The sequence below is a fragment of the Acinetobacter sp. 1542444 genome, from assembly GCF_000581835.1.
Lineage (GTDB): Bacteria > Pseudomonadota > Gammaproteobacteria > Pseudomonadales > Moraxellaceae > Acinetobacter > Acinetobacter pittii.
The window spans coordinates 763,133-788,845 of record NZ_JEYA01000001.1 but is presented as its reverse complement, the minus strand read 5'-3'; the positions used below and the strand labels follow the sequence as shown (position 1 = coordinate 788,845).

Genomic DNA, 25,713 nt, shown 5'->3' with positions numbered 1-25,713 from the left:
TGAAATTATGGTGTTTTTGCGTTGTCAAAATAGAGATTCATCAGACGTTCTGCATTTTGCTCACATGTAATTTCATCTGGTTTGTTATTAATAGCTTCAATCATGGTATATAAGTTTTGCTTACTGACTTTTAGCTTTTGTTCTAAAAGTTCTATTTCCTGAATTTTGGTTTCAATCGTTTGAATGAGAGCATCATGGTCCCAAGCGACAACTTTCGATGGCAAAAATGCTTTAATTTCTGCTAAAGAAAACCCGACTTGTTGAGCTTGCTGGATTAAAGAAAGTTGTTTCAAATCGTTATCTGTATATTCACGGTAACCATTCGATTTTCTTTTGGCTTTAGGCAAGAGTTTAATTTGCTCGTAATAACGAATAGTAGGGGTACTTAAACCACTTAATTTCGATAACTCGCTAATATTCATAGCTACATACTCTCTTGACATTCAAGCTAACTTTAGACTTATAGTAACACAAAAGCAAGGTTCATAACTTTACCAAGCACACACTTTCAGTAACAACTTTCTATGCTTTGATAGACGAAAGAATAGAATTATAAATATGAAGAATGAGGTGAGAAAATGTCTAAACGCATATTACACGTCGTGACCAATGTTTCACGCTATAAGGATGTAGATCAACAAACAGGACTGTGGTTAGGTGAACTCACCCATGCCTATGACGAATTTGAAAAACAAGGTTATGTGCAAGATATTGTGAGTCCAAATGGCGGAAAAACTCCAATTGAACCAAAATCGCTTGTCCCTTTAGTAGCAGATAAATCTGTTAAAGACCGAGAAAAAGATCAGGCTTTTATTACGCTGCTGGCAAATACCTTTAAGCCTTCCGATATTAATTGGCAAGATTATGACGTGATCTATTACACAGGTGGCCATGGGGTGATGTGGGATTTTTTAGATAATCCTGAACTTCAAGAAATCACCAAAAACATTTATGAAAAAGGCGGCATTGTTTCGAGTGTTTGTCATGGCTATTGTGGCTTGCTCAATGTCAGACTTTCAAATGGTGAACGACTTATAAAAGGTAAAAAATTAACAGGCTTTGCATGGAGTGAAGAGGTTTTGGCAGGGGTGGCAAAAAAAGTGCCGTACAATGCCGAAGAGTTAGCGAAAGAATATGGCGCTCGTTATGAAAAAGCTTTTATTCCTTTTGCACCATACGTCGTTCAAGACGGCAAATTAATTACCGGTCAAAACCCTTTTTCAGCTAAAAAGACGGCTTTAGCGATAATAGAAGAGCTAGAAAAGTCATAATTTAGTAATTCAAATATAAACCCTAAAAGTAGGACCAGCGATGGGCTTACTTTTAGGGTTTTTAAATAAATGGATTGATCCTACGAGGTTAAATTTAAGGAACAATCACAAAATCAGGGTTTGCTATTGCAAAAACTGCTTCACGGTCTGCAACTGGTGGATAAATCCAGACAGTATTAATTTCCTGTTTAATTTTTTTCGCTTCTTCACGCACAAATTGAACTTGTCGATCCCAACCTTCGGTATAAAGTGCACCCCAAGGACCTAAGTCAACACAAGTTACATATTTTGGTTGGCTGTATGGATGAAGGGGTAAATCAACCAATTCTGCCGCAGCGTTATAACCCGCTACACGGCCTAAGCTCATAGCATGCTGACACGACATCACGTTAAAATTATCTAAATCATCGGTTGGAACTTTTACAGTGTCGCCAGTCACAAAAATGTTTTTTGCTTCAGGTGCATGTAAATAAGCATCCCCAATCAAACGGCCCAAATTATCTTTTTCACCAGCAATTTGAGAGGCAAGTGGGTTGGCCCGCATACCGGCAGTCCAGATCACGGTTTCTGTTTCAATTTTTTCTCCGTTAGAAAGCGTTACACCTGATGCATCTAACGCCGTAACTCGTAGCCCAGCTTTACCTTCAACACCGAGTTCGTTAAGGGCCTCTCGAATAACAGTAGCAGCTTGGTCACCCATTGCTGCACCAATTTCTGTTGAAGAATCAACTAAAACCACACGAACATCAGTTTCACCTAAAATGCTACGCAGACGTTCAGGCATTTCGGTCACGGTTTCTAAGCCAGTCAGTCCACCACCAGCAATAACTACAGTGTTACGTGCCGCATTTGCAGGTTTATGGGCTAAATTTTTAAGATGTTGATCTAGCTTTTCCGCATCTTCTAATGTACTTACACTAAAGCCATATTCGGTAAGGCCCGGTACCGGGGGCATAAAAGTGGTACTTCCTGTTGCCAGAATAAAACGATCATAGCTTAAGGTTTGATTGTTGCCATCAGTGGTTGAAACTTCGATGGTCTGTTGGTCGACATCAATTTTATTTACCCAACCTGCCAGAAATTTAACTCCCACCACACTTAATAACTCTGAAATATCTGGATTCATGTTTTCGAGCACAGCTTCATAAAGACGAGGACGAATCCCAACATTCGGGCTAGGGGAAACCATCAGCACCTCAATGTTTTGTTCTTGCGACGCTAAGTGAATTGCTCTTTGGGCAGCGAGTGCAGCCCATAAGCCAGCAAAGCCAGAACCTGCAATAATAATACGCTTACTCATTTGATTATCCTTTTGATAGATTTTCGGACATCACATTCCAACTCATCACAAAATTTTGGGTGAGCGAATCCATTCTCTGATTGTCCGAAAAAATCTGAGAAGGCATTTAAAAAGGATTAAGGGTATTTTATGTTAGGGTGCGAACCCCTACTAACTTATTAGTCGGGGGTATCCCGCGATATTTTACTTTTACGCATTTTTGCTGTTCTTCCTTCGATGCGTTGATTGATCCAGCCATTTACATCACTAAAAAACACGTCAGGTGCATAACGGCCAAAACGGTCTGCAATATCGCCAAGTGTATGAGCACCTAAAGCATCTCGCATGGCTTTTTCGGCTTGTAGCATGACTGCATGTACTGCGCACACACCACTGGTTGCCCAATCGGGTGGGGCATTGTTAAAAACTGCACATTTCCCACGAACTTCTTGGCACTCAAAAAGCGGTTTTTCACCCTCAATTGCATTCACGATATCTAAAAAACTGATTTCGTGAGCAGATCGAGCCAGTAAATATCCACCACGAACACCTTCTTGAGCAATAACGAGACCTGCCTTTTCAAGTTTAGGAAAAATCTTGGCCATAAAACTCGGAGAGACTCCTTGTAATTCAGCAAGATCCTTACTACTCAAAGGTTTATCTTCATTGTTCACAAGAAAAAGAAGACAGTGAATCGCATACTCGACGCTACTAGTGATATAAGCCATTTAATTTCATAATTGATCAATTACAAACACAGACTAATGTAGTCTGTGTTTTAAGTCAACAACAAAACTAAGACAAAGTAAGTCCTAGTTTTAAAAAGGCTATTTAAAAGTATTAATTTTGAATATATCTAATTGAATAATTTAAATTTTATTAAATAAAAAGATTTTAATAATTTATAAAAAATATTTTATTGAGTTCTTTTAATCGTATGAATGTCTAATAGGTGTTTAATCAAATAGTTCACAACTTATAAGTAAGATAGATGAAATGGGATAGGCATTTATCATTTATTTATAGAGTCTTTTAAATTATATTTACGTAGATTGTTTTACTTAAAATATTGAATAGCTTTATCTGAATAAAAATATTTTTTACATAGCATGATGAATGAATAAGAGAGTTGTTTTGAAAACTGAATTTATTATTAGATGTATTTATGCACTTTGCCTTATCGGTGCAGGGTTCAACCATTTACAAACAGTTTTGATGCATGGTTTGTTTTGGGACTATAACAATGCGCCTTTATTTACTTGTATTTATTGGACATCTTTAACGTTTATTGATCCACTTGCAGCAATTCTTCTATTTTATAGACCTCGTATCGGCTTAATTCTAACTTTTCTTATTATATTTAGTGATGTCATTCACAACACTTGGATTACATTAAAAGTAGGGCGAGACTTGCTCAACTATATGTATATTTCGCAATTTTTATTTCTGGTTTTTGTTTTGTGCACAATTAAGTTTCCTTGGAAAGCACATAAAACAAGTTAAAATTTAAAGATTGGAGAGCAAAAGCATTTTTTTTACTCTCCAAATAATTTTTTCAAACTTACGAACGCCACCAATAATTTTCAATATTTGGTTCCTCTAAGTTCAATAATTCACCCATTTGCGGTGTGCTAATCGCTAAATTATTTTGTTGAGCCAAAGCGACGATACGTTCAAACGGGTCATCCCAAGCATGAAGTGCCAAATCAAAAGTACCATTGTGCACAGGCAACAAATGACGACCTTTTAAATCGATATGCGCTTGTAAAGTTTGCTCTGGCTGCATGTGAACATCAGGCCATTCAGGGTCATAAGCACCAGTTTCTAGCATGGTCAGATCAAAAGGACCGTAACGATGTCCAATCTCTTTAAATCCATCGAAATAGCCCGTGTCGCCACTAAAAAATACACGCAAGTCATTATCAATAATCACCCACGAAGCCCAAAGTGTGGCATTGCTATCACCCATACCACGGCCTGAAAAATGATGGGCAGGGGTGGCAACCAGTTCGAGTCCATCGACAGATGTTGTGTCCCACCAGTCGAGCTGTTGAACTTTTTCTGATGGAATTCCCCATTTAATGAGTGTGTCGCCCACGCCAAGAGGTGTTAAGAAATGCTCAACCTTATCTTGAAGTTGCATGACTGCATGGTAGTCGAGATGGTCGTAGTGGTTATGCGACAAAATCACGCCTTTAATGGGTGGTAATTCGGCAATGCTAATTGGGGGCTGATGGAAACGTTTTGGTCCAAGCCATTGAAAAGGTGATGCACGCTCTGAAAAAACAGGGTCGGTCAACCAAAACTCATCTTGCAGTTTTAATAAAATGGTTGAGTGGCCCAAACGAAATAGAGAGCGATCGGGTGCACTTAAAAGCTGTTCTTTTGACAAACTTAAAACAGGAATTTCTTTGTTTGGAACAGTGTCTTTGGGTTTGTTAAATAAAAACTTCCACATGAGTTGAAGCGTTTTGCCAAAAGAAGGCTTGTGTTGGTTTGGACGTGTATTTCTAAATTTGCCATTGTGTTGCTGAGATGGCATTAAGGGAGCAGGCAAGTCTGTTGTGTTTGAAATAGTCATTTTGTTTTTCCTTATTGGAACAAACCTATACGTACAAATAAGAACTTGGGCTAAGTACTTATTTTGATTTATTTAAATGAGTATTTACTCACTCATTAATTCATTCAAAAATAAGGACGCCGTGCATCCTTACTTTTATCTATATTGAAACTGCATGCCAAAAGGCTTCAAAACCAGATTTGCGATAACGCTCGGCTTGAGAAGGGTCTTGGGCAATAAAATTGAGTGTAACTTCGGCAAGCGCACCTAAAATTGAAGCAATAAATAACGGTGGGTAATCTCTTAATTTTCCGTCATTAATACATTCTTGAATGTTTTGGGTGAGGTCACAAAAGGTTTGCATGCCAATTTGTTTGCTTTGCTCAGTAATTTGTTCCGATGTTGAAAGCTGCGCCATTACTTTACGTTTAAGGGGAGTTTCTAAACTCCAGTCCAAATAGCTTTGCCAAATATGTGACATTTGTGTTTGCAGGTCTGAGTCAGCCGGGTAACCATGCATCATGACCTGACGTAGTTCAGCCTTTAGTGAAAGATATAACTGGTTAAGCAGCTCTTCTTTATTACTAAAATAGGTAAATAAAGTACCTTCTGCCACACCAGCAACTTTAGCAATTTTTGAGGTAGACGCACGCTCGCCAAGCTCTGCCAATGTTTCGATAGCAGCACTTAAAATTGCATTCCTTTTATCTTCACTACGAGGACGAGCCATATACAAAAATATTAATTGAGTGATTACTCAATCATACATAAAAATATGAGCAGTGCAAGCGAAATAGAATTTTACTGTCATAAATTTAATATTTTATAAACTATTCATAAGCTGCAATATTTGGCTCTTACACCATACAATTTGGTGTTCATGGGACTTTTGCTGATCCCAATATAAATTCATTTGATATCTAACAATATCTATCGGTAGCGGATGCACCTTAATTTGAGGGTAATTATCTTTAAAATGAGCAATTTGACATTGAGGAATCGTGAGTAAATGGTCCATTTGTGTAATTAATCGGATTGCCGTTTCATATTGTTGGCAGCGGAAACTAATTGTTCTTTTGATACCTTGTTTAGATAAGAAAAAATCTTCAAAGACACGACCTGTAGGACGAGAAGACACTGTAATGTGCTTAGCTTCTAAATAAATTTCTTTGGTTAGGTTCGTTTTGGATAATAAGGGATGCTGCTTGCGACTTATTACCACAAATTGATCTTTAGTAAGGCATTCATAACCAATGCTATCTTCAACCGAATGTTGAACATCAATCGCAAAATCGATTTTCCCAGTAGAAAGCTCATGTCTTAAGTTTTTACGATCAATGCGTACGCTATTTAACTGTAAATTAGGATTAAATTGAGTTAAGTGCTGAATAATAGAGGGTAAAAAAATTCCTTCATACTCATCATTCATAGCAATTGTGAGATGCTTTAAATCTCGTGCTGGGACAAAGTCATGCGTGCTTTGAATTGCTTGATGCATAAGTTGTAATGACTGTTCAATTTTAGGCCATAAACGTTTGGCTAAAGGTGATGGAACAACACCGTGTCCATCTCGAATAAATAATGGGTCATTAAAATGATCACGTAAACGAGCTAATGCATGGCTAACAGCAGGTTGACTTAGAAAAAGTTGTTCACTGGCCCGTGTTAGATTTTTTTCTTTATAAATTGCCACAAATACACGAAATAAATTGAGATCAATACGAGCAAGAGAGGCAATATTATTATTCATTTCATTCATAGTTTGTTATTCAAACAATTCATTTTATTCATTGTAACAAGTTAGATATGGTCAGGAAATAGCATAAGAAATAGAGTGATTAATACTGTGAATTTTGAATGTAGCGCTTGTAGTAACAGCATTTAGAAAGCGTTGATTACAACTAATTTTTATAAAACCTATGAACATAAGGAAATGATATGGCAACACATTTATTTGATTTGACTGGAAAAATAGCCTTAGTTACAGGTGCAAGCCGTGGTATTGGTGAGGAAATTGCCAAACTTTTAGCAGAACAAGGTGCACATGTAATTGTATCTAGTCGGAAAGTTGAAGATTGCCAACGTGTTGCTAATGAAATTATTGCAGCAAATGGAAAGGCGGAGGCAGCCGCTTGTCATGTAGGTAAGTTAGAAGATATTGCAGAAATTTTTGAATATATTCGTAAAGAACACGGTCGTTTAGATATTTTAGTCAATAATGCGGCCGCCAACCCTTATTTTGGTCATATTCTGGATACAGATATTGGGGCCTATAACAAAACGGTTGAAGTCAATATTCGTGGATATTTCTTCATGTCTGTCGAGGCGGGGAAATTAATGAAAGAACAGGGTGGCGGTGCAATTGTGAATACCGCATCTGTAAATGCCCTGCAACCCGGAGACCGACAAGGTATTTATTCTATTACTAAAGCTGCGGTGGTGAATATGACTAAAGCTTTTGCAAAAGAATGTGGACCATTGGGTATTCGAGTGAATGCTTTATTGCCGGGTCTTACCAAGACCAAATTTGCTTCGGCACTATTTGAAAATGAAGATATTTATAAAAGCTGGATGGACACAATTCCATTACGCCGTCACGCAGAACCGCGTGAAATGGCTGGAACTGTACTTTATTTAGTGTCAGATGCTGCGAGTTACACCAATGGTGAATGTATTGTGGTTGATGGCGGTTTAACTATTTAGGGAGGAATAGCAATGTACGAACATTATTCAGGTCAAGTAGTCTTAATCACAGGTGCGGCGAGTGGATTTGGTGCATTGCTGGCACAGCAACTGGCAAAGTATGGTGCAAAATTAGTGTTGGGTGACTTGAATATTGAAGGGTTAAATACTGTAGTTGAACCGCTACGCCAAGCAGGAGTGGAGGTGGTTGCGCAAGTGTGTGATGTTAGCTGTGAAGCAGATGTACAGGCTTTGGTGCAAAGTGCAGTTACTCAGTTTGGTAGAATCGATGTCGGGATCAATAATGCAGGTATGAGTCCGCCTATGAAAAGCTTTATTGATACCGATGAAGCAGATCTGGATTTGAGTTTTGCCGTCAATGCCAAAGGTGTGTTCTTTGGAATGAAGCATCAAATTCGTCAGATGTTGCAACAAGGTGGTGGCATTATTCTGAATGTTGCTTCTGTTGCCGGTTTAGGTGCTGCTCCCAAATTGGCTGCCTATTCTGCGGCAAAGCATGCTGTGGTGGGATTAACCAAAACAGCAGCGATTGAATATGCAAATAAAGGCATTCGAGTTAATGCAATTTGTCCATTTTATACAACCACCCCGATGGTGGTCGACAGTGAACTCAAAGAGAAACAAGACTTTTTAGCGCAGGCCTCGCCAATGAAGCGTCTTGGCCATCCAAGCGAAGTGGTGGCAATGATGCTGATGATGTGTGCCAAAGAAAACTCATATCTCACAGGTCAAGCCATTGCAATTGATGGCGGCGTAACAGCTTATTAAAACATTTATTAAATACATCTTATTCATATATTTAGGAAAAAATCATGACAATTAATTTAAGCAATCGAGTGGCTATTGTTACAGGTGCAGGCGCAGGTCTAGGGCGGGAACATGCATTGTTACTGGCTCGTTTGGGGGCAAAAGTGGTCGTGAATGATCTTGGTAGCGATGTGAACGGAAAAGGCGGCTCAACCATGGCGGCCCAAAAAGTCGTGGATGAAATTATTGCGGCTGGTGGCGAGGCGATGGCAAATGGTGCTTCAGTCACGGATATTGAACAAGTACAACAGATGGTAGATGAAACAATTGCCCGTTGGGGACGTGTAGATATTTTAATTAATAATGCTGGAATTCTTCGAGATAAAACTTTTAGCAAAATGTCCTTAGATGACTTCCGTACCGTGATTGATGTCCACTTAATGGGGGCAGTAAATTGCACTAAAGCGGTATGGGATATCATGCGCGAGCAAAAATATGGTCGTATCGTTATGACGACTTCATCCTCTGGTCTATATGGCAATTTTGGGCAGTCCAACTACAGTGCTGCAAAAATGGCATTGGTTGGACTCATGCAGACACTGGCTTTAGAGGGTGAAAAATCTAATGTTCGGGTGAATTGTTTAGCACCAACAGCTGCAACTCGTATGCTTGAAGGATTATTACCCGAAGAAGCCCTTAAAGCTCTTGCTCCAAGTGCGGTCAGTCCTGCAATCGCGACTTTGGTTAGCGAAGATGCACCTACCCGTATGATTCTTTGTGCTGGCGCAGGTAGTTTTGAAGCTGCCCACATTACCCTTACGCAAGGAATTTATTTAGGTACGGATGAACAAGTTCCGCATGTTTTAGCACAACGTTTAGCTGATGTTTCAGACCGAACAGATGAGTTTGTGCCTGTCAGAGGAGGCGCTCAGGGTGAGCTTGAGCTGAAAAAAGCTTCATTAATGGCAGGAGAATAATTTTGACAAAAAATACATTAAGCATCGACCAACTGGTTGAGTTGCAAGGTCAAGCATTAGGTAGCTCGCAATGGATGACCATTGATCAAAGCATGATTAACACCTTTGCGGATGTCACACAAGATCATCAATTTATTCATGTGGATGAAGAAGCTGCTCGTCAGACACCTTTTGGGGGCACGATTGCCCACGGTTTTTTAACACTCTCTTTACTTTCAGCGATGGCCGCTCAGGTCTTGCCGACTGTACAGGGGCAGAAATCTGGCGTGAATTATGGCATCAATAATTTGCGTTTTATGAGTCCTGTACATAGCGGTAAGCGGGTACGTGGAAATTTTCACTTAAAAAATGTTTCCCAAAAAAATAAGGGAAGTTATCAGTTGATCATGGAAGTCACGATTGAAATCGAAGATCAGGCAAAACCAGCACTTGTGACAGAGTGGCTTACACTTGTAAATGTATAGGAATAAACCATGAGCAATGAATTAATTCTCTCTCGCCGTGATGTCGATTTTTTGCTATTCGATTGGCTAAAAGTCGAAGAACTCAGCCAACGCGATACTTTTGCAGGGCAGGACCGTTTTGAATATACCTCTGTTTTAAACGTTTACGAGGCTTTGGCAACCGATTTATTTGCTCCTCATAATAAAAAAAATGACAGTAACGAACCTGTTTTTGATGGTGAACGTGTAACTGTCAATCCTGAAGTCGGGGTAGCACTTAAGGCCTTTGCTGAAGCAGGTTTGATGAGTGCAGCGTTTCCGTCAGATTGGAATGGGATGAACTTACCCAATACCATTGAGCGTGCAGGTATGGCATATCTACTTGGTGCCAATTCGGGAACAGCGGGTTACGCCTTTTTAACCATTGGTAATGCAAATTTATTAATGGCTCATGGTGAACCTGAAAAAGTTAAACCCTATATCAACGCCATGATAGAAGGCAAATGTTTCGGAACGATGTGTTTATCGGAGCCGCAAGCAGGTTCAAGTCTGGCTGATATTCGTACACGTGCGATTAAAACAAAAGATGGTCGTTATCGTTTGTTTGGAAACAAAATGTGGATTTCAGGCGGCGAGCACGATATTTCTGACAATATTGTTCATTTGGTTTTGGCAAAAATTCCAGATGAAAATGGACAATTACCAGCAGGTGTGCAAGGCATTTCTCTGTTTACCGTACCGCGCAAATTACTCGATCAAAATGGACAGCCAAGTGAACGTAATGATGTGGTATTAGCTGGAATTAACCACAAAATGGGTTATCGGGGAACTGTGAATTGTGTGCTGAATTTTGGGGAAGGTCGTTTCACACCCGAAGGAGAAGCAGGCGCAATTGGTGAACTAGTCGGCGAAGCTGGTAAAGGACTGGCCTATATGTTCCATATGATGAATGAAGCCCGAATTTCGGTTGGGCTTGGGGCAGCAGCATTGGGATATACAGGTTATCTTCATGCTTTAGATTATGCAAAAACCCGAGTACAAGGTCGTTCTCGTAGTGAACGCAATCCAAGTTCTCCACAAATTCCGCTCATTCAACATGCGGATGTTCGCCGTATGCTCTTGGCGCAAAAAGCATATGTCTCAGGTGCGTTGGCACTGTGTCTATATGCAGCCCGATTAACCGATGATATTCACTCGCTTGAAGATGCCGAGCAGCGCAATCAAGCCCATCAATTACTTGATCTATTAACACCAGTGGTGAAAAGCTGGTCTTCTGAATGGGGGCTTGTGGCAAATGATTTAGCCATTCAAGTTCATGGAGGCTACGGTTATACCCGTGAATATAATGTTGAACAGTTTTATCGGGACAATCGGCTCAACCCGATTCATGAAGGAACATTTGGCATTCAAGCACTCGATTTATTAGGAAGAAAAACTCGTCTTAATCATGGACTGTCGATGAAGCTATTACATGAAAAAATCATGAATACGATTGAAAAAGCCAAAGCAGAGCCTTCTTTAAAAGATCATGCAGATCAATTAGACCAAAAATGGCAACTCATCCGAAATGTAACAGAGAAATTGCATGCCTTAACTGATGTAGAACTTCAACTGGCAAATGCAGCCAATTATCTGGAAGCTTTTGGACATCTTGTGGTGGGGTGGTTATGGCTTGATCAAGCGGTAGTCATTCATAAACTCATGCCGAACTCAACAGATCCTGATTTTCTGTATGGGAAGCTTGCAGCGTGTGATTATTTCTTTGGCTGGGAAATGCCGAAAATTATGAGTTGGTTAGCGGTGCTTGATCCGGTAGAGACGACTCCACTCAATATGTCAGAAGAATGGTTCTAGTAAGAACCATTCCTTAACCGCGCCGTTTGACAGAAAAGGAGAACAACCTGATTTTATAGAAAATGCCTAATAAGAATCACTATGTAAAAACAAACATCAGGCGTTCAGTAAAGAGCGCCCTAATAAGTAAAAATAAAAATCTAGGACGGATTAAAAGATGAAAAAGAAAACATTAGTCATGGTCATGGCTGCATTTTGTACGAGCCCAATCTATGCAGCAGCATTTGATCGAACAGGACAATCAATTTCTGCATTTCTACAACCCGGTAATTATTTTGAGGCAAGTTTATCTGTTTCAGATACTTCGTTAGAAGGACAAGAAGCGGGGACAAACCCAACGCGTAATAGTATTTCTGATATTGCAAACTCTGATTATCGTCCCAGTGCAGCTTTGAAATTACAGTTAGCACCTCAGTTTTCATTTGGTTTTCTTTACGATCAGCCATTTACTTCCGACTCTGAATATTATGGAAATAACAGCTTTGTTGCTAAGCCGAGTGATACGATTTTAATACCGGGTATTGATTCAGCAACACTTGCCCAAAAGACCGGTAGAGAAGTCGTAACAGGGAACACCAAATCGAATTTTGTTATGCAAAATTTTAGTCTGATATTTGGTTATCAACCGGATAAGAACTGGAACTTTTATGCAGGTCCTGTTTATCAGACGTTTAAAAGTAACGTCAATTTAAGAGGTCAAGTTTTCAGTTTATATAATGGCTATGACTTTAATGCCAAAGAGGTTGGAGATTGGGGATGGTTGGCAGGATTTGGTTATCAAATTCCCGAAAAAGCCATTAAAGCCTCATTGACCTATCGTTCAGAAATTATGCATGAAGTGACAGCTAATGAAAATGCGCCACTGGTTGATATGTTAAGTACGCAGCAAGGCCGTGATTTTCTTGATCAGCATTTAGCCTATATGGTTTCTATAGGACAACTCACTGAATCGCGGAAGGAAACACTCAATCGTATTGTTGCGGGCTTACCCGCAGCAGGCACATCAGGCTCAACTAAGTTTAGAGCTCCAGAGTCAGTGAATTTGGAATTTCAGACCGGATTACGCAAAGGTACTTTATTGTTCGGTAACGTACGTTGGGTTCACTGGAATGATTTTGAATTTAAACCCTATCGTTTTGGCGAAATCTCAGAAGTTGTTGGGGTTCTATCAACGCCAAGTCGACCAAATGGTTTTAATCTGGTTCGTTATTATGATGATCAATGGTCTGCCAATCTTGGGATTGGACAACGCCTAAGCGATAAATGGTCGGGTTCAGTTTCTGTAGGTTGGGACTCGGGAGCAGGTGAGCGCGTGTCCACAGGTGGGCCAGCTAAAGGTTATTACAGTGTTGGTCTTGGTGCGCAATATAGTCCAACTTCAAAATACTTTATTTCAGGTGGAATGAAGTATCTATGGCTCGGTGATGCCAAAGGTCAGCTTGGTGCTCAGGCAGGCAGTGAATATTATGTGGGTGAATATAAAAATAACTATTCAATCGGTTACGGTTTGAAAATTGGTTATAAATTTTAATTCAACTATTTGATGGATCGCTTAGTTATATAAAGAGTTTATTTCTGCACCAGAGTAAGCAGATTAAGAGATTAAAGAAAATATAAAAAGTGGAGTAGGAACAGTTCCATTTCTCCCTCTCATAAAAGGACAATAAGATGACAAATCAGATCTGGTTAGACGAATATAAGCAATGGAATATAGAAAGTACGATTACATTGCCGGATGAACACACTTCACTTCTCGATTTTTGGGACAACAGTTTTAATAAGTTCCAGCAAAGAAAGGCTTTTATATTTGCAGATCAATCTTTTTCTTATGCTGAAATTGATTTATATAGTCGACAAGTAGCAACATTCTTGCAAAGTTTAGGGCTAGAAAAAGGTACACGTGTTGCCGTAATGATGCCCAATATTATTCAGTACCCAATTATTTCACTTGCCGTCATTCGTGCAGGTTACATTCTGGTCAATATTAACCCCCTCTATACAGCACGTGAGTTAAAGCATCAATTAAATGATGCAGGCGCAAAAGTCTTATTTATATTAGAGCAGTTTTTACCTGTTTATGACGCTGTCAAAGAGCAAGTGGCGGTTGAACAAATTATTACCACCACCATGACTGAAATGTTAGACCAACCTACTGAATTAGACACCTTAGATTCTAAAAAATACGCTTTTAAGCAAATCTTATTGAAGACAAATGCCCGAGACTATATACGTCCTAAGCTTGTTCTTGAGGACACTGCGCTTTTGCAATATACGGGCGGAACCACAGGTGTATCCAAGGGCGCAGAATTAACCCATAAAAATATTGTCGCCAACTTATTACAAAATAATGTGGTTTTTAAAAGCTACTTTGGTGACCGAGATGCTTTCGAAGATGAAATAGCGATCTGTGCCTTACCGCTTTATCATATTTTTGGTTTTACTGTCTGTTTATTGCACAGTGCAATGAATAAAGGTTATGCCACTGTTTTAGTTCCAAATCCGCGTGATTTAGATGCTCTTGTACATTGTTTTGAAAAATATCGTCCTACGGTTTTTCCTGCTGTAAATACATTATTTAATGCACTGATTAATCATGAAGGCTTTAATAAGCTGGACCACAGCCGTTTAGAAATTACCACAGGCGGCGGTATGGCAATTTTGAAATCCACTGCCGATGGATGGGAAAAACTGACAGGACGTATTATCCGTGAAGGGTATGGCTTATCAGAAACTTCTCCTGTTGCGACCTTTAACCCGCCAATCTCTAATACTTTTAGTGGCACAATCGGTATTCCTGTACCGAGCACGGATATTGCAATTTTGGATGATGAAGGTCATCAATTAGCGCCCGGTGAAACTGGAGAAATTGCAATTCGTGGCCCGCAGGTCATGAAAGGTTATTGGAATTTACCTGAAGAAACGAAAGCGGTCATGACTGCTGATGGTTTCTTTAGAACGGGTGATATTGGCTTTATGAATGAAAAAGGCTATACCAAAATTATTGACCGTAAAAAAGACATGATTTTAGTTTCAGGCTTTAATGTTTTTCCGAACGAAATTGAAGAAGTTTTAGCCCAACATCCAAAAATTTTAGAAGTCGCCGTGGTTGGCATTGCAGATGAAAAATCGGGTGAAGTGCCGAAAGCCTTTATTGTCAAAAAGGATGACTCTTTATCGGTTGAAGAAATCCAAATCTATGCAAAAGAAAACCTGACTGGCTACAAACAACCACGCTATATTCAATTTATCAATGAATTACCCAAGTCGAATGTGGGTAAAATTTTAAGAAAAGAACTAAAAGTTTAATAAGAACTTTTAATTAAAAACATAAGCGTATGGGACTAGAAGCTCCATAAATAAATGAAAAAAGGAATGAGATTATGGGTTCAGGATTAATTACCGTATTTTTACCAATTGCACTCGCAATTATTATGGCTGGGTTGGGTCTAGAGTTGACCATAAATGACTTTAAACGCGTGCGACAACACCCAAAAGCCGTGTTTATCGCATTATTTTGCCAACTGGTTATTTTAGTCGGTATTGCATTTATTATTTGTAAGGTTCTTGCTTTACCACCCATGCTTGCTGTTGGATTAATGCTCCTTTCTGCATCACCGGGCGGGCCAACAGCTAATTTATTTAGTTATCTCTATAAAGGGGATATCGCTTTAAATATTACTTTAACAGCTATAAATTCGGTCATTGCTGCCTTTACACTTCCATTAATCGTGAATTTTGCAATACAGCACTTTATGGAAAATGGGCAAAATGTAGGATTGCAATTCTCTAAAATCATACAGGTTTTTCTTATTATTTTAGTGCCCGTTGGGATCGGGATGTTAGTCCGTCATTTTGCGCCGCATACGGCTGAAAAACTCAATAAACCTGTGCGTATCTTTGCTATCGTTTTTCTCGTATCGATCATCATATTAGCAGTTGCACGAGATTACCAAAATCTAATGACGTATATTGGGCAAATTGGATTGGCAACTTTGCTGTTTTGCGTATGTAGTTTAATGGTTGGCTACTTTGTTCCACGATTATTGGGTGTAAATAGCTTTCAGGCAAAAGCTTGCGCGTTTGAAATTGGAATTCATAACAGTACCTTAGCCATGACCATTGCTTTTACAGTAATGGCAAGCAGTATGGCCGCTATGCCAGCAGCAGTTTACTCATTATTTATGTACATTGTTGCTGCAATCTTTGGCACATTGCTAAATCGTCTAGAAAAGAAAGACATCACCCAAATATCACCTAAAACGTACTCAAAGAATCTTCAGTAATATCGGGCAGATAACGGTATTTAACTACCACCAAATGTTTATAGTTTGAATTAAAAGAGGAGGCTAATACCTCCTTTTTTAGTCTCAAAATTTAAAATATTTATGGCCGAGTAAGCGCAGTCACAATAAAAGAAAGCGTTAGAGTGCTGTTATAAAAGCAAATTGTTAAGCTAATATTTAAGGTTTTCCTTAATTATGTAATTAAATGAAAAACAATAATTTAATTAAATAATTTCTAGCCAATTTCACATTGACAGCTCAAATATTGAAGATTACCATTTGCGGGCTGGCCTACATTGCCAGCCGGTTTTGACGGACCGCTATTTGAACCACATCAGGATTATTTCTTCTGAGGAGTAGTCTTGTGTGCACACCTCGTTCCCTCCCGTAGCGGTAGGGCGGGAGTGGGACACCTTCGGGTGTGCTGGAGTTCAAACCAGTCCGTCAACCTGCTTCCGTTCTGCCACCATAATTTATAATGCTTTGGCAGAACTCCCAAAAGAAGGAGTTGGCTATGCACATTCATAAATTATTGGCAGTCACTGTCAAAATCTATCTCGACACAACTTAAATCAATTTAAAGCAGTTTGATGAGCTATAGGCTTTTCAGGCTTTAAATCATTACGTCTAAAACTTAGCAACAATAAAACATGAGATGTGCCAAGCACAGTCTTTACGGCTTTGCTGTGCCTTTTTTTCTCCCAGAAAAGGCACAGGCTTTTTTATCTCTTTTAGCAACAACAAGAATTTATAACGGTAAAACAATGCCAACTTTAGAAAGATCTTCCAAAAAATTACAGGTTCTTCATACAGCAATTGAACTGTTCAATCTCTATGGATTTCACAATGCGGGCGTGGACTTAATTGTCAAAAAATCCAAAATTCCTAAGGCCACTTTTTATAATTACTTTCACTCAAAACAGCGACTTATTGAAATGTGCGTATCCTTTCAAAAAAGCAAACTCAAAGAAGAAGTGCTGGCAATTATCTACTCAAGCCGTTACCGAACCTCAAGCGATAAACTCAAAGAGATTATTGTTTTACATGTCAATTTTAATAGCCTGTACTATCTATTGCTTAAAGCCATTTTTGAAACTGAACAGATTTACCCGCAAGCCTACCGTATAGCGCTTGAATATAGAAAATGGCTGCTTAAAGAGCTTTTTGATCTGGTTTTTAGTTTGGAAACTCCTGCTTTAAAACCAAGTGCCGACATGGTTTTAAACCTGATTGATGGCTTGATGTTCCAAATTTTAAGCTCAAAGAGTTTGGAGGAAAGGGATGTGGTGGTGGGGAGGTTTTTTTGGGATAATATTTGATAATGCTTAATTCTAATTTTTACTCACTAAAGGTTAGAGATAAATTTAAAGTTATAACTGTAGACCATGGAAACTAAACAAATAATTGAAGGGGTTTTAATGCAAGATGTGAGGGAAGGTTTATTAATACTTGAAAATAAAAAAGTTGAGAATATTGCTGAAGTCTATTCTTTTGAACAAATTAGAGAAATACTTATTTTTGCTCTATCTGATAGTACTTCAGAATATTGGACAATATTAGCTCTAAACCTATTGAGTAAAAAATCCGAGTATATTTCTGATGAAATAATCTTAATACTTAAAGAAATAGCAGGCATGCCAAAAAAATATACACAAAAAACCAGACATGAAGCATTAAAAATATTTAAGCAACAAAAGTGGAAATACTAATTAGGGGAATTGTATGAATTGAATTTTCCAAAGAATATAGTAGTTAATTTAACATAGGAGTGGCTATGTATAGATGGGGTATACCGCAGTGAAAAGTATGAATGAAAACTACGTTCATCTTTTCATAGTGTTGGAGTTTTATTGTGCAGAATATTAAAATGAAAGATGACTCATGTCATTTTTTTACTGAGCAAGATATTACAAGTAAGCAAGTTATTAAAGTTTGCTTTGATATATCTGATTTTGAAGAAATTCAAGAAGTTTATGATTTTTTTGGTGATAAAATATATGGAAATAATCGAGAATATTTGAATGACATTCATCCAAATACAAAACAATTTGGAAGGAATTTGTCAGCATTTCATGACTATTTAAGAGGATATCTCATTGGTATTTTTTCAGAAAAAAGAAATGAAATTTTATCAATAACTATAACCAATAACAGCAATAAAAATGTGGATGATGATTGGTTGGATTTCTTTAGTATAATTATGCAAACATTTTTTGATGCACATAAAAATATAAAATATGGAATTTATATGGACTTGAATTTTTCAAGAAGCATTATGGCTAATATGATGGATTATTTTAGTTTTTTAATTTCTGATTATCATAATAGGCCAAAAGACGAGCTGGATGAGAATGGTAATTATGTGTAAAAGTCTTTAATTTGGTATACTAAGTTGTGAATATTTATAGATCTATTTTAAGGCTTCCCAATCTATAAGGTACTTTATATGAGTAATTTGGTGACTATGCTTTCTTCTATTAAAGCTGAAAAAAATTATTTTATTGAAAAATTAGAAAAAGTTAATGGATATTCAGAACAAGAAATCGCTGAAATTGAGAAATTAAATAATATTTCTGTGCATGGTCAATTGAAAGAGTTGCTAACAACTATGGGTAAATGTTCAGGAGGGTTGATTTTTGGTGATGATTTTTACATATACAGATATTATAGAAATGCGGGATTTAATATACAAAGGCAAAAAAATTTAATGGCTGATAAAGAACTTGCTATCAATTATAGAGAGAGTGGTGAGAAATTAGATTTAGCTGAAGAACAATATTTTGAGATTTGTGGTGAGAATGAACATGCTAATATTTTCTTCATGTATACAAAGGATATTAATGATATTGTTTATGAGTGGGATGAAAATAGCAATATAGTAAAAAGATTTGGAACACTATTTGAGTACTTAATTCGATACAGAAAGAGATTAGGTTCATATTCGTCTCAAGGCACAATTCGAGGTGATGAAGATCCTACTTTATTCGATGAGTTAACAACAGGAAGATTATTGCTTTCTAGCTAAATTAGAAATAATACAACTTTATTTGTAAAAAGTTTTACAAGCTATATATTAAAACTATCTTATGAATTTTAAATTATTTTATTCCAAAATATTGGTTTTTAAATTTATAATCATGAAGTTAACTATTCTTAAGGAATATTTTCTTATATTGTGAAAACTATTGAGATTGCCTGATGAAAGAAATAAGAGAATTAAATAAATTATTAAAATGTTATAAAACATATAGTATTGGAAGTTTAATTCATTCATTAAAATTTGATCAAAAACACATACTAGATACCATAGATGGGGAAGATATACTTTTTCCTCATCATATAGTTAGTATGTCTATATCTTATGCCCAATTGGCATTCTTAAAAATTGAAAATAATAAGGCAGATATGGATGCTTTAAATAGTTTAAATCTTGCCTTGATGTATGCAGAGGTGGGAAGAGCATTACAATTAAATGATTTTAAAATAAAACCTTTAGATAAAATGAATGTACATGAGTTAAAGAAGTATTTTTCAGAATTTTCTGCACTACTTTTTTGGGCAATTCTATTGAATAATAAAAATTTAGCAAAGAAATTAGCGCGCCAAGTGGAGTTTTGTTTACAACAAAAATTTCTATCTGATTTTCCTTTAAGTTATAACTATTTTTCATTATGGGCTTATTACAAATGGATTAATGAAGAATTTACATTAGCGTCAAAAATAGATGGAAAATTTAAAGATTTGATAAATAATTGGTTATGTGACTCAGTATTTTTAGAACTATTACTCATAGATATAGCAAATTTACACTGCGAAGAATTAATAGATAATAATTTACGTAAGTGTCCTCCAAAATTCATTAACCCTCCATTCACTTTATTGCCACTTGAAATTCATGTGATTAATAAATTACGTGCATTAGATAAATTAGATGAAATATCTTTAAATCATCCTTTAATGAACACTCATTCAGCAAAAATTAAAGAACTTGAAGTGATAAGTGATGATTTGCTTGAAACGATACAGATAAATTTTTTGTAGCTGAATCAATCTACTCAAAAGTTTGGTTGCAAACAGATGGGGGTACAGGAGGATACAATGGCATGAATTTATATATCTACCGAATATATTGATAAATTTGAATTAATTATAGTCATTACTTAGAAATGGCTATTTATAGATGGGGTATACCGCAGTGCAAATTATGATTGAGCCATCAGTTCTTAGAAGCAAATCTCCATTTTTTATTATTGCTAAAAATTTCCTTATTTTTGGATTGCTTTGGATTTTATCTTTATTCTTGTATAGTGTTTTTGACTATGAGTCATATTCTTCCATATTTATTTATCTAATTAGTTTCTATGCTAATTATTTTTTTGGATATTTAATATCTAAACCTATTGTTACAGACCTTGACTCAAACACTCTTAATCGAGTTAAGTTTTTAAGCCTTATATTTTTTGCTCTTTATTATGTAATAATACCTCTACGGTTCTTTCTATTTGAAATTCATGATGATTTATATGGTTTTAGACTTGGATTTGGACTCGTTTTTCCATTCTGGACACTAACTCCAATTTTTATCACTAATCTGAAGAGTAAGTTTTATATTTATTTATGTGTCTTGCTATGCGCTCTAGAAGTAATTTTTTGGGTAATGTTTTTTAAAATGAGTGAGTCTGAATTTTACAAGAGACCTTCATCTGTTGCTATGTTCACAAGTTCTCTTATATTCGCTTTAACTTTTCCTTGCTATTTATCTTGGCTAAGAGAAATAGACATCAATAAATGGGTTTTACCATTCTTTTTTAAAGAAGATAGATTTATATCTAAATTAATATCATGGGTAGCAATAGGACTTGGTAGTTGCTTTATGTTTTTATTCTATCTTTTCTTCTAAAAGGAGTACCTCTGAGATCTTTACATCAGGTAGCAGCTAGCCAATTGGGTATAGGAGTATGGTACCAGAAAGGATTTGAACGAAATGGTATTTTGTTTATTCGACCAAATCATTACCACCCATCGGAGGCAATGGGGGCGCAATGTGCAAATTGTAATACGATTGTTTGGATAACTGGACGTAATGATCCTATTTTAAATGAAGAGTTGCCAGAATATGCTGTTAATGGTGGTTCTCTTTATCGTAATTATATTGAGAATAAGACTAAAAGGTTTTTAAACTCTTTACCTTCATGTCCACATTGCTATCAACAAGCCTATGATTTATTTATAAATAGTACAATTATGCCGAGATATCAAAATGGGGACTACTATTCATTAGAAAGTGATCTAGGTCCTAATGAAGAAATGTCAGCTAAAGTCAAAGATATATCAGTGTGGTGGTATGGTGATGAAGCCGAGGCTAAAAGACTGAGTTTGAAATTGTTATAATATTTTTAAATATATGCTTGATAATCAATAAACTATTACTTGTTAAGATTTTGCACATAGTAGAATTACAGTCTTTTTATTAACAAACGAGACACAAAGAGATGAAGTTGTTTCCAATACCTGCTGATTTTATTAATGAAAAGGTGAACCTTTCATGGTGTGATATCAAATGGGGCTATGAAAATAATCTTCTCACTTCAGAAATACCAATAAAAAAAGCAGAAAATAGTTTATTAACGGCAAACTATACTAACGCTGAACTTGAGTTGTCATTCCTTATCCCGAGTGAATCAAATGACATTACTGTCTTCATTAGTGAACTATGTCCTAACTTTAAAGAAGATGAATATGAGAACATCAGTCAAAAATGGTTATATGTAATTCTTAGCTGGCTCTGGCTTAATCGCGCAAGTTTTGAAGATCCTTTAGATGAGGTAGAAAATATTTATACAGATTTTGATTATCCAGCCGAAATCGATAATTTTATTAAATATATGCCTCCTACGGATGGATACGATCCTTCATTGTATTCTCATGCAGAAAATATTAATCGCTTAATGAAGAATTGGGAAAATTATTTACAACAGAGTGCTCTAATGTACAAATAAAGCACTATGTGATTTATGACACTTAAGAATATTAGGCAAATTTTTTAAATAGTGGAGAACCATCAAATGCTACAAGATATTGGGGATCAGTATCCAAATGGCACAATTAATAAAGAAATTATTGAAAATTTTGCAGCTACCTTAGAAGTTATATTTCCACCAGAATATGTTGAACTTATTTCTCAACATGATGGCATCTATCCTGAAATTTCTAGCTTTGACTATGTTGATACTGACGGTGAGCTAAATATCAGTACAGTAGAGTTAGGAGGATACTTGCATGAACCTAGAATAGAAGGGATGCAATTTCCTGAAGGCGATGATGACTATGAGGGAAAATTAATTAGCTTTGGATCTACACCTGGTGGAAATTTTATATGTTTCGATTACAGATTTCCTTGGATCAAAGATCAACCTAAGATTGTGCTTGTTTTACATGATGAATTCTATAATTTTGGAATAAATGAGGGTAAAAGAAAGGTTCTGTATCTAGCAGATAACTTTGTGCATTTTATAAATTCATTACATGAATTTATTGAGTATTAGCAATCTACGATAGTTTTTTGATTTTTAAATAATAATTTATTTAAAAGTGCTCAATAGTTGAAAAATAACAATTTGGAGACAGAGCGATTGGTAAAGTAAATATTAAAGGCTAGTAATGATTTTATATGTTTGTAGTTATGTAGTAAGAACCCCATTTTTTTCAGAGAAAAGAATAGATTTAAAAGAAATGGGTTGGGAAAAATTATCAAATATAATTAAGAACGTTTTTTATTTTGGAGGTAGTGTCATTATTCATAAGACAGACGCAGATTATTCTGAAGAGTTTGAGCGATTAGCATATAGTGATATTGATAGCTACAGCATGGTTTGTGATTCTAGATATGGTTATTTGTTGGGATGTAGTATTAGTGAAAATGAAGAATATCCTCATGGTACTTATTTACGTCTTGTGAACAGAGCCGCTAAAAATCCTGATGAAATTTATATTTTTGAACCCCATGAAGATGAATGGAAAGCAAAATATGTTAATCAAGATTTAGAATTATCATTAAAATTATTTAAAGATATTTACGAGGATGGCGAATTATCATTTGAGTCAAAAATAATGTTTGAGTAGCTAAATAAGATTTAAAAAATTAATAGCAAAAATGTAGTATTTCCAATCTCATTATATTGTTGGATATTTGGGTGACACAGTTGTAGTTATGAAATCCTAAGTGTTTGAAATAATTCGATTGTAGTGATAGAACTTCTGAAATTGAACCTGTGCAAGGTAAATACTGGATTGCTTTATAGTGGGCTAAGTATAACTAAATTGCACTTTTGGCATTAGAGAAAGTTCACGAAGATATGGGAGTTTTTTATTTTACACATTGCTTAAAAAATATACAGAAACCTCTCTAAAACGAGTTGGAACACTACAAACGCGAATGATACGTTAAGTTTCACTCTTCCCAATAAGTGAGGTGAGCAATGAAATTGTTAGCTTTGATTAGTATGGGAGTTGCAGCGAGTTATTGGTATAAAACTATAAAAGATAGCAAGCCAACTCTTCTAAAACCAAATTTTGATGAAATAGTAAAAAACTTTGTATTAGCAGAATTTAACGCCTAATACATACCGTTAATTTTAATTAAATAAAAAGCTCATCGGAAGGTGGGCTTTTTATTGTAGTGGTTTTTATTTATTTTATTGTTGACTGTTAAAATTTAAAAATATATTTTGTCTTTTTTGTTTTTTAATTCAACGAACTAAGAAATTATGAATAAATATCTTATGCTAACTCTTCTTGCAGCTTCTACTCTTTCTTTGACTGGTTGTGCACAAATGTTTCCAGCTCAAGCTTCTAAACTTGAAAATGGAAACTATATGATTCAAACCACTTCTAATATTTTAGGTTCTAATGAAGCAATGGAAAACAAAGTAAACAAAAAAGCTGAAACCATTTGTGCTGGTAAAGGCTTTAGTGAAATAAATAATAATCATCAAACTCATAGCCAACAGATTTATACAGCTCAAGTAATTACAACAGGTACCTATAAGACTTTCAATAAGACGATTAAATGTAATTAACCACTTTTACAGATTGCAATTGAACCCACTTCGGTGGGTTTTTTTAAAGGTAATTTTAATTTGCCGAACTTCTTATGGTTCAAGAGGCTTACTTTTATTTAGTCTTGGTCTTTTTATCTTTGAACATTGGTGTCATAGTTAAGAAATTTAAAGATATTTAAATTTATCATAGTGTTATTATAAGAAAGTTTAATATTAATTAACTGTAATATGGGTTATATGAATAAATTGCATAAAAATGAATCTCCAGAAATGATTCTAGCTTTTGAGAGTGCTATAAGTACATTTAAATATTTTTGGCGTGAACTTTATTGGGAATATCGACGGATTGTTCCAGCTTTAGAACTGGCTTATGTGAAATGTGCATTTATCCAAGAAAACCTTGAAGATAAAAATCAACCTTTAATTGAGTATATGTGGATTGATCAAGTTGATTTTGATGGCAGTATAATTTCAGGAACTTTGTTAAACGAACCTTATATTATTGATAATGTGCAAGCTGGTGAAACAGTAAGGCTTCAATTTGAGTCTATAGTCGATTGGATGTTCTTATCTAATGGCACTGTTCATGGTGCGTTTACGATTCAAGAATATCGTAAGACTTTAAATACATCAGGTCGTAAAGAATATGACGAGGCGTGGGGGATTGATTTTGGTAATCCTGATGAAATTTTTCTAGTTTATGACCAGAAAAATTGTCCCGAAAATCTAGACGAACATCCCATGTGTAAGAATATTTTGGATCAGTTCATAAATATTATAAATACAGATCCTACAATCATTACTGAAAAAGATGAAAGTGGTAATCAATTATTACATCGTGAAGTTATAGCGGGGAATTATTTATTTGTTCAAGAACTTTTAAGTTTGAATACTAATAATTTGGAAGTGAATAATAAATCAATGACTCCTTTAGATTTGGCTCATAAGATGGGTTGGAGCAATATTGTAAGTTTACTTAAGTAGTTTTGAGCTGGCCCTCTAATGGAGGGCTTTTAATGAGTGAAATTTATGAAAAATAAAATTAGCTTTCAAATACTAATAAGGATTAAGTAAATTCTTAAAAATTAATATAAGTTCTTGAAATTTTGATAGAATAATTTTTCTTAAAGATTGATAAAAATACATGTTTATAGAATTTAAAGATTTAAAGAAAAAACGGTACATTGCTTTACTAACTATAGTTTTTCTTATTTTTAGTGGTGGGTATTTAGTTGTTAACAATAAGGGAAATATTCAAAGAGTTGAATTAGTGATATATACAGATAAAGCTATAAGTGAGAAATTTGGAGAAATCAAAAGTTATAGTATCCGTAGTTTTGGGTCGGACCATTATTCTAGTCCTAAGCGACCAGCTTACTCTTATAAGGTTGATATAACTGGTGAGAAAGCTGATGGGATAGTTGAAATTGATATGAGAAAAGAGCAAGAACAGCTTAAATATCTATATACGATTAAAATTACGGATGTAAGTCCTCATAGTTTTCGTATACGAATAGGAAAACATTGATACATCTT

The 25,713-nt window shown here is 35.9% G+C and carries 31 protein-coding genes; 25 read left to right on the top strand and 6 right to left on the bottom strand.

The annotated features are described in order from the left end of the window. Positions 1-5: 5 nt before the first annotated feature. Positions 6-422: a MerR family transcriptional regulator gene (locus tag J580_RS07980; RefSeq protein ID WP_032003728.1), complete on the bottom strand. Its 417-nt coding sequence runs from the start codon at positions 420-422 to the stop codon at positions 6-8. Positions 423-578: 156 nt separating this feature from the next. Between J580_RS07980 and J580_RS07975 the strand changes: the two genes are divergently transcribed. Then, positions 579-1,271, top strand: coding sequence for a type 1 glutamine amidotransferase domain-containing protein (locus J580_RS07975; protein WP_032003727.1), 693 nt, complete (start codon positions 579-581; stop codon positions 1,269-1,271). A gap of 94 nt (positions 1,272-1,365) precedes the next feature. On the opposite strand, the gene J580_RS07970 is transcribed toward J580_RS07975, so the two are convergent. Beyond that, positions 1,366-2,571, bottom strand: a complete 1,206-nt coding sequence (locus J580_RS07970) for an NAD(P)/FAD-dependent oxidoreductase (RefSeq protein WP_032003726.1) — start codon at positions 2,569-2,571, stop codon at positions 1,366-1,368. A 158-nt stretch (positions 2,572-2,729) separates the two neighbouring features. Then, positions 2,730-3,278: an RrF2 family transcriptional regulator gene (locus J580_RS0104040; protein ID WP_032003725.1), complete on the bottom strand. Its 549-nt coding sequence runs from the start codon at positions 3,276-3,278 to the stop codon at positions 2,730-2,732. A 406-nt stretch (positions 3,279-3,684) separates the two neighbouring features. Here J580_RS0104040 and J580_RS07965 point away from each other — a divergent pair, with 406 nt between their 5' ends. Continuing rightward, on the top strand, positions 3,685-4,053 hold the full coding sequence (locus J580_RS07965) for a hypothetical protein (RefSeq protein WP_026056125.1): 369 nt from the start codon (positions 3,685-3,687) through the stop codon (positions 4,051-4,053). Positions 4,054-4,111: 58 nt separating this feature from the next. Here J580_RS07965 and J580_RS07960 read toward each other — a convergent pair whose 3' ends face one another. The 3 genes from J580_RS07960 to J580_RS07950 all read right to left on the bottom strand — a co-directional run bounded on the left by J580_RS07960 (position 4,112) and on the right by J580_RS07950 (position 6,869). Beyond that, entirely contained in the window at positions 4,112-5,131 is a 1,020-nt protein-coding gene (locus J580_RS07960; protein ID WP_032003724.1) for an MBL fold metallo-hydrolase, read from the bottom strand. A 139-nt stretch (positions 5,132-5,270) separates the two neighbouring features. Then, on the bottom strand, positions 5,271-5,840 hold the full coding sequence (locus J580_RS07955; protein WP_017481053.1) for a TetR/AcrR family transcriptional regulator: 570 nt from the start codon (positions 5,838-5,840) through the stop codon (positions 5,271-5,273). 93 nt (positions 5,841-5,933) lie between these two features. Further along, on the bottom strand, positions 5,934-6,869 hold the full coding sequence (locus J580_RS07950; RefSeq protein ID WP_032003723.1) for a LysR family transcriptional regulator: 936 nt from the start codon (positions 6,867-6,869) through the stop codon (positions 5,934-5,936). Between the two features lie 179 nt (positions 6,870-7,048). Between J580_RS07950 and J580_RS07945 the strand changes: the two genes are divergently transcribed. From J580_RS07945 to J580_RS07850, 23 genes are all read left to right on the top strand, one after another. Continuing rightward, a complete protein-coding gene (locus J580_RS07945; RefSeq protein WP_032003722.1) occupies positions 7,049-7,813 on the top strand; it encodes an SDR family oxidoreductase in 765 nt (254 codons plus the stop codon). 12 nt (positions 7,814-7,825) lie between these two features. Continuing rightward, positions 7,826-8,581, top strand: coding sequence for an SDR family NAD(P)-dependent oxidoreductase (locus tag J580_RS07940; RefSeq protein WP_032003721.1), 756 nt, complete (start codon positions 7,826-7,828; stop codon positions 8,579-8,581). Between the two features lie 44 nt (positions 8,582-8,625). Continuing rightward, positions 8,626-9,537 (top strand): SDR family NAD(P)-dependent oxidoreductase, encoded by a 912-nt coding sequence (locus J580_RS07935; RefSeq protein WP_000154577.1) that lies wholly within the window; start codon positions 8,626-8,628, stop codon positions 9,535-9,537. Positions 9,538-9,539: 2 nt separating this feature from the next. Beyond that, the gene (locus J580_RS07930) at positions 9,540-10,001 is read left to right on the top strand and encodes a MaoC family dehydratase (protein WP_032003720.1); all 462 of its coding nucleotides are present in this window, start codon (positions 9,540-9,542) and stop codon (positions 9,999-10,001) included. Positions 10,002-10,010: 9 nt separating this feature from the next. After that, positions 10,011-11,834, top strand: coding sequence for an acyl-CoA dehydrogenase (locus J580_RS07925; protein WP_032003719.1), 1,824 nt, complete (start codon positions 10,011-10,013; stop codon positions 11,832-11,834). Positions 11,835-11,991: 157 nt separating this feature from the next. Further along, positions 11,992-13,365: an outer membrane protein transport protein gene (locus J580_RS07920; protein ID WP_032003718.1), complete on the top strand. Its 1,374-nt coding sequence runs from the start codon at positions 11,992-11,994 to the stop codon at positions 13,363-13,365. Positions 13,366-13,502: 137 nt separating this feature from the next. Beyond that, positions 13,503-15,140: an AMP-binding protein gene (locus tag J580_RS07915; protein WP_032003717.1), complete on the top strand. Its 1,638-nt coding sequence runs from the start codon at positions 13,503-13,505 to the stop codon at positions 15,138-15,140. A 74-nt stretch (positions 15,141-15,214) separates the two neighbouring features. Continuing rightward, positions 15,215-16,117 carry a bile acid:sodium symporter family protein gene (locus tag J580_RS07910; RefSeq protein WP_032003716.1) on the top strand — a complete coding sequence of 301 codons (903 nt, stop codon included), beginning with the start codon at positions 15,215-15,217 and terminating at the stop codon, positions 16,115-16,117. A 366-nt stretch (positions 16,118-16,483) separates the two neighbouring features. Continuing rightward, complete coding sequence (locus tag J580_RS23520; protein WP_154020721.1) at positions 16,484-16,645, top strand: hypothetical protein; 162 nt, start codon at positions 16,484-16,486, stop codon at positions 16,643-16,645. Between the two features lie 236 nt (positions 16,646-16,881). Beyond that, on the top strand, positions 16,882-17,436 hold the full coding sequence (locus J580_RS07905; protein WP_081403592.1) for a TetR/AcrR family transcriptional regulator: 555 nt from the start codon (positions 16,882-16,884) through the stop codon (positions 17,434-17,436). Positions 17,437-17,502: 66 nt separating this feature from the next. Next, positions 17,503-17,826, top strand: coding sequence for a hypothetical protein (locus tag J580_RS07900; protein ID WP_228131056.1), 324 nt, complete (start codon positions 17,503-17,505; stop codon positions 17,824-17,826). Between the two features lie 143 nt (positions 17,827-17,969). Continuing rightward, positions 17,970-18,485: a hypothetical protein gene (locus J580_RS07895; protein WP_032003713.1), complete on the top strand. Its 516-nt coding sequence runs from the start codon at positions 17,970-17,972 to the stop codon at positions 18,483-18,485. Positions 18,486-18,563: 78 nt separating this feature from the next. Further along, the gene (locus tag J580_RS07890; protein ID WP_050675741.1) at positions 18,564-19,142 is read left to right on the top strand and encodes an SMI1/KNR4 family protein; all 579 of its coding nucleotides are present in this window, start codon (positions 18,564-18,566) and stop codon (positions 19,140-19,142) included. Positions 19,143-19,315: 173 nt separating this feature from the next. After that, the gene (locus tag J580_RS07885; protein WP_032003711.1) at positions 19,316-20,158 is read left to right on the top strand and encodes a hypothetical protein; all 843 of its coding nucleotides are present in this window, start codon (positions 19,316-19,318) and stop codon (positions 20,156-20,158) included. Positions 20,159-20,297: 139 nt separating this feature from the next. Continuing rightward, the gene (locus J580_RS07880; protein ID WP_228131055.1) at positions 20,298-21,017 is read left to right on the top strand and encodes a hypothetical protein; all 720 of its coding nucleotides are present in this window, start codon (positions 20,298-20,300) and stop codon (positions 21,015-21,017) included. A gap of 11 nt (positions 21,018-21,028) precedes the next feature. Further along, a complete protein-coding gene (locus J580_RS0104030) occupies positions 21,029-21,508 on the top strand; it encodes a hypothetical protein (RefSeq protein WP_032003709.1) in 480 nt (159 codons plus the stop codon). Positions 21,509-21,609: 101 nt separating this feature from the next. Further along, positions 21,610-22,116 carry a DUF2247 family protein gene (locus tag J580_RS07875; protein ID WP_032003708.1) on the top strand — a complete coding sequence of 169 codons (507 nt, stop codon included), beginning with the start codon at positions 21,610-21,612 and terminating at the stop codon, positions 22,114-22,116. 66 nt (positions 22,117-22,182) lie between these two features. Beyond that, positions 22,183-22,662: an SMI1/KNR4 family protein gene (locus tag J580_RS07870; protein ID WP_032003707.1), complete on the top strand. Its 480-nt coding sequence runs from the start codon at positions 22,183-22,185 to the stop codon at positions 22,660-22,662. A 115-nt stretch (positions 22,663-22,777) separates the two neighbouring features. Beyond that, entirely contained in the window at positions 22,778-23,239 is a 462-nt protein-coding gene (locus tag J580_RS07865) for a hypothetical protein (protein ID WP_032003706.1), read from the top strand. A gap of 356 nt (positions 23,240-23,595) precedes the next feature. Beyond that, entirely contained in the window at positions 23,596-23,736 is a 141-nt protein-coding gene (locus tag J580_RS22965) for a hypothetical protein (protein WP_032003705.1), read from the top strand. Positions 23,737-23,883: 147 nt separating this feature from the next. Then, positions 23,884-24,195 carry a hypothetical protein gene (locus J580_RS0104025; protein ID WP_032003704.1) on the top strand — a complete coding sequence of 104 codons (312 nt, stop codon included), beginning with the start codon at positions 23,884-23,886 and terminating at the stop codon, positions 24,193-24,195. Positions 24,196-24,447: 252 nt separating this feature from the next. Beyond that, on the top strand, positions 24,448-25,161 hold the full coding sequence (locus J580_RS07855) for a DUF2314 domain-containing protein (RefSeq protein WP_081403591.1): 714 nt from the start codon (positions 24,448-24,450) through the stop codon (positions 25,159-25,161). 160 nt (positions 25,162-25,321) lie between these two features. After that, complete coding sequence (locus J580_RS07850) at positions 25,322-25,705, top strand: hypothetical protein (RefSeq protein WP_032003702.1); 384 nt, start codon at positions 25,322-25,324, stop codon at positions 25,703-25,705. Positions 25,706-25,713: the final 8 nt, after the last annotated feature.